This window comes from Streptomyces sp. ActVer, from assembly GCF_027270795.1.
In the GTDB taxonomy this organism is placed as follows: domain Bacteria; phylum Actinomycetota; class Actinomycetes; order Streptomycetales; family Streptomycetaceae; genus Streptomyces; species Streptomyces umbrinus_A.
The window spans coordinates 1-4,154 of record NZ_JAPWHT010000651.1 but is presented as its reverse complement, the minus strand read 5'-3'; the positions used below and the strand labels follow the sequence as shown (position 1 = coordinate 4,154).

Here is a 4,154-nt window from a genome sequence, read left to right as displayed (position 1 = left end):
CGACTGCGACCGCGGCCCGCACCGCGGCGACCACCGCCGGATCCGCCAGCGGGTCCGACGTGGTGCGCCCTTCGGCGAGCGCCAGCAGGGCCGGGCCCGTGAGCTCGTACGGGACGGGGCCCGCGAGGTCGAGTACGACGGTGTCGGCCTTCTCGTGGGCGGCGGCCTGGAGAGCCTGGTGCAGGGGTACGGCGACGGGGCGGGCCTCGGGGTCCCAGCGGGCCAGCGACTCGGTGGACGTGAAGGCGGGCAGGGCCGTCCTGTCGCCGGCCTTGAGCGTGGGGACGGCCATGTCGCTGGTCTTCTCGCGGCGCAGCCCGTTCTCGTCCTCCTCGACCTCACCGAGCACGGCCACGACGGGCACGAGGAGCCGGGCCCCCTTGAGCGCGGCGAGGACGGGGCCGTGCGCCGACCGGTCCTCGGCCCAGGCCGTGAGCGCCGCACTCAGCCGGGGGTCGGCGGAGCCGTCGTCGTCGGAGAAGCCGGGGTCGGGGATGTTCTTGTTCGCCACGGGCACCGAGCCTATCGGTGGGCGGGGGCGCTCCGTCCGGTGGGCGACACCGGCCCGTCCGGTGGGGAACCTCGGGCCCTCCGGTGGGCCGATCGTGCGGTTTGCGTCGCTCGGAAACCCGTCGTTCACGAGGTTCACGGGTTTCTCAGGGATCGCTGACACGCTTCTAACATCCGTCTAACCGGGCGCACAGTGCAGGGGCGCACGATCGCGGCATGTTCCCCCACAGGGCTCGTCTGCGCAGTGGCCGTCCGTCCCGCCGCAGGTCTCTCGTGTACGCCTCGGTCGCCTCCGTCGTGCTCGTGGGCGCCACGTCCTCGGGGACGATGTACGTGCAGGCGCACGATGCCGAGGGGCTCGTGTCGTCCTCCGTGTCGCCCGGTGCGGGGGCTTCGACGGGGGCGACGGAGGTTATGGAGGCGACGGTGGAATCTTCGGCTGTGCCCACGTCCGCGGCCAGTTCCAGGACCAGGCCCAGTCCCACGGTGGACCGGGACGCCCTGCTCGCCGAGGCGGTGGAGGCTGTGCCCGTCGAGGACGGGGCGGAGGTGTCGGTGGCGGTGCTTGATGTCTCGTCCGGTGAGAGTGCGGTCTACGGGGACGGGGCGTTCGACACCGCGAGCATCGTGAAGGTCGACATTCTGGCCTCGTTGCTGTTGCGGGCGCAGGACGCGGGGCGGGGGCTCACCGCGCAGGAGAAGACCTACGCCGCCGCGATGATCCGGAACAGTGACAACGCGTCGGCGACCGCCCTGTGGACGGCGATCGGGCAGGCGGAGGGGTTGCGGGCGGCGAACGAGCGGTTCGGACTGCTGGACACCGAGGGTGGGGACGGGGCGTTGTGGGGGCTTACGCAGACCACGGCCGCCGATCAACTCACCTTGTTGCGGCAGGTGTTCGGGGACAAGTCCGAGTTGAGTGAGGGGTCTCGGGCGTATCTGGCCGGGCTCATGGGGGAGGTCGCCGTGGGGCAGGACTGGGGGGTGTCTGCGGCCGCGTCTGGCGTGGGGGCCTCTGAATTCGCCCTGAAGAACGGGTGGTTGCCGCGGAGTGCGACCGGGTTGTGGGACATCAACAGTGTGGGGCGGGTGGGTGTCGGCGGTCGCGAGTATCTGGTGGCCGTGTTGTCCGACGGCAACTCGTCGAAGGAGAAGGGGGTTTCGGTGGTGGAGGCGGTTGCGAAGGCCGCCGTGTCCTGTTTTGAGGGGGACTGAACGCTCCCGCGGGTCCGGTGGGGATGTGCGGGTCGTGGTGGGCCGGGCGCGCCCACGCGGCGGAGCCGCAAATGTCACAGCCCCGCGCCCCTGAAAACGCTGCCCGCCGGTGTCTCCGTGCGGGTCGTTGCGGGCCGAGCGCGCCCACGCGGCAGAGCCGCAAATGTCACAGCCCCGCGCCCCTGAAGGGGCTTGGCACTAAAGGGACTTGGTCGGTTTTCTGCTGCCTCGCCAGAGGATGACGGCCACTACCAGGAGGACGCCGCCGGTGCTGCCTGCCAGGGGGCCGACCCAGGCCGAGGTGGGGCTGTCCTCCTTGGCGGTGTCGGGGCCGTTGCCGAAGTACTTGTTGTTGTGGGCCGCGGCTTTCAGGCCCTCGGGCTTCAGGTCGGCGCCTTCCTTGATGGCTGCCGCGGGGTCCACGAAGCCGAAGCCGCGGGAGTCGTCGCGGCCGCCGGTGGGGGCGTCGCGGGCCGTGTCCTCCAGGAGCTGCTTGATCTGGGCCGGGGACAGGCCCGGGTGGGCCGCCTTGATGAGGGCGACGGCGCCGGAGACGAAGGCCGACGCGGCGCTCGTACCCCAGCCCTCGTAGTACTTCCGGTCCGGATCGGCGATGACGACGTCGACGCCGGGCGCGCTCACCGTGGCGTACCAGCGGCGGGTGGAGAACGAGGCGCGGGTGCCGTAGCGGTCGACGGCCGTCGCGGCGATGACGCCCGGGTAGGCCGCCGGGTACGAGATGTGGTCGCCCTTCTCGCCGCCGTTGCCGGCCGAGGCGACGACGACTGCCCCCTTCTTCAGGGCGTACTGGACGGCGGCGTCCTCGGAGGCGTCGGGGTGGGCGGATTTGGAGTCGTCGCCGAGGGAGAGGTTGATGACGTCGGCATCTTGGTCGGCGGCCCAGCGGATGCCTTCCGCGAGGGCGTTGCCGCGGGTCTTGCGGGCCTTGCCGCGGGCGGAGTCGCCGTCTTCGAGGATCACGCGGACGGGGAGGATCTTCGCCTCGGGGGCGATGCCCATGACTCCGTCGGCGTCGCCCGCGCCGTGTCCGTGGCCCGCGATGATGCCGGCCATCGCGGTGCCGTGGCGGGCCCAGGGGCGGTCGCCGCGGCCGGCGCCGAAACCGACCATGTCCTTGCCGGGCAGGACGTTGCCCGCAAGGTCAGGGTGTTCGTCGTCGACGCCCGTGTCGAGTACGGCGACGGTGATGCCCTTGCCCTTGGTCGTCTGCCACGCCTCCTGCGTGCGCATCGCGTCGAGGGCCCACTGCTTGGCGCGGATGCCGTCGGCGTGAGCGGCGGTGGCGGGCAGGAGGGCGATGGTGGCGGCCAGAAGGCCGACCACGAGCCCCCTCCCTGGCTGGGCCCTGCGGGTCATGACCGCTTCTCCGTGGCCGAGTTGACGGTTTTGCGGAGGCTTCGCTCGATGCGGTCGGCGAGGCCCTGTGCGTCGTGGCCCAGGCCGCCCTGGGCGGCGGGCGTGGTGGCGTCGGCCTTCATCGCGTCCTCCGCGGGCTGCGGTTCGGTGAAGGTACGGCCGTCGGCGAAGCCCGAGACTGCGTAGACGACGACCGGGGCGTCGGTCAGGACCGACAGGGTCCAGGACACGCGCTGGGCGTCGCCGAACCCGGCGGCGAGGGTGCCCTGCGCCGCGTACGGGCGGGGCATGAGGTCGCGCCGTCGGTCGAGGCCCTGTGCGTCGAACCGGGCGCGCAGGGTGCCCATGGCCGCGGAGTCCGCCCTCGTGAACAGCAGGCCGACCGTGGTGACGTGGCTGCGGGTGGCGTCCGTGTAGGTCGCGCGCAGGAGGCGCAGACAGCCCGCGGGGGCGAGGGCCTTGCGCAGGAGGGGGTCGAAGGCGTCCTGGCAGCCGCTGTCCGGGGCCACGGCGATACGGGTCCACACGCGGTCGGCGCCACCGGGGCCCGCGCCCTCGCCGTCGACGGTGGGCGGGAAGAGCTGGTCCACGGGGATGCTGTGCCACAGCTCCCCGGCCGTCGTGAACGCGCTCGGCGTCGCGGCTCCGTCCCCGCTTTCGCCGGACAGCCAACTGCCCGTCACCGCACCGCCGATGAGCCCGAGCCCCAGCACGACACAGGTCAGGACGGCCGCGAGGCGGGGGCGCGGGCGGGCGCCTCCCGTGTGCGGCTGGACGGTGTCGTTGTCGAACGTGTCGGGGGCCGCGAGGGACACGAAGGGGCGGTGGGCCGGGTCCGGGGGCTCGGTGACGTGCGGATTGGGGTCCGTGAAGGACTCCGCCGAGCCGGACAGGTGAATGTCGGGGCGACGCGGGGTGCCGGGTGCCGCGGGCTGGTCGGCCGGGACGGGCCGGAGCCTGGTGGTGGTCTCCGACGGGGTCTCCCAGGGCGCGCCGGTGCGCCGCGCGGAGGGGTGGAACGTGCTCGGCCGCGGAGGAATGGGCGGCCTGGC

The 4,154-nt window shown here is 72.9% G+C and carries 4 protein-coding genes; 1 reads left to right on the top strand and 3 read right to left on the bottom strand.

The annotated features are described in order from the left end of the window. Positions 1-511 (bottom strand): SseB family protein (locus O3Q52_RS49780; protein WP_269655035.1); only part of this gene is annotated, 511 nt, incomplete at its 3' end. A gap of 215 nt (positions 512-726) precedes the next feature. Here O3Q52_RS49780 and O3Q52_RS49775 point away from each other — a divergent pair. After that, positions 727-1,725 (top strand): serine hydrolase, encoded by a 999-nt coding sequence (locus tag O3Q52_RS49775; protein ID WP_269655034.1) that lies wholly within the window; start codon positions 727-729, stop codon positions 1,723-1,725. A gap of 198 nt (positions 1,726-1,923) precedes the next feature. Here the strand turns inward: O3Q52_RS49775 and mycP are convergent, their stop codons facing one another. Beyond that, positions 1,924-3,102, bottom strand: coding sequence for a type VII secretion-associated serine protease mycosin (mycP, locus tag O3Q52_RS49770; protein ID WP_269655033.1), 1,179 nt, complete (start codon positions 3,100-3,102; stop codon positions 1,924-1,926). Beyond that, positions 3,099-4,154, bottom strand: a 1,056-nt coding sequence (locus O3Q52_RS49765) for a hypothetical protein (RefSeq protein ID WP_269655032.1), incomplete at its 5' end; no start/stop codon positions are given. The genes O3Q52_RS49765 and mycP, both read right to left, overlap by 4 nt.

Excerpts from the sequence above, each read along its gene's own strand:
- O3Q52_RS49775 (WP_269655034.1), top strand. The coding sequence starts at position 727 with ATGTTCCCCCACAGGGCTCGTCTGCGCAGTGGCCGTCCGTCCCGCCGC.
- mycP (WP_269655033.1), bottom strand. The coding sequence starts at position 3,102 with ATGACCCGCAGGGCCCAGCCAGGGAGGGGGCTCGTGGTCGGCCTTCTG.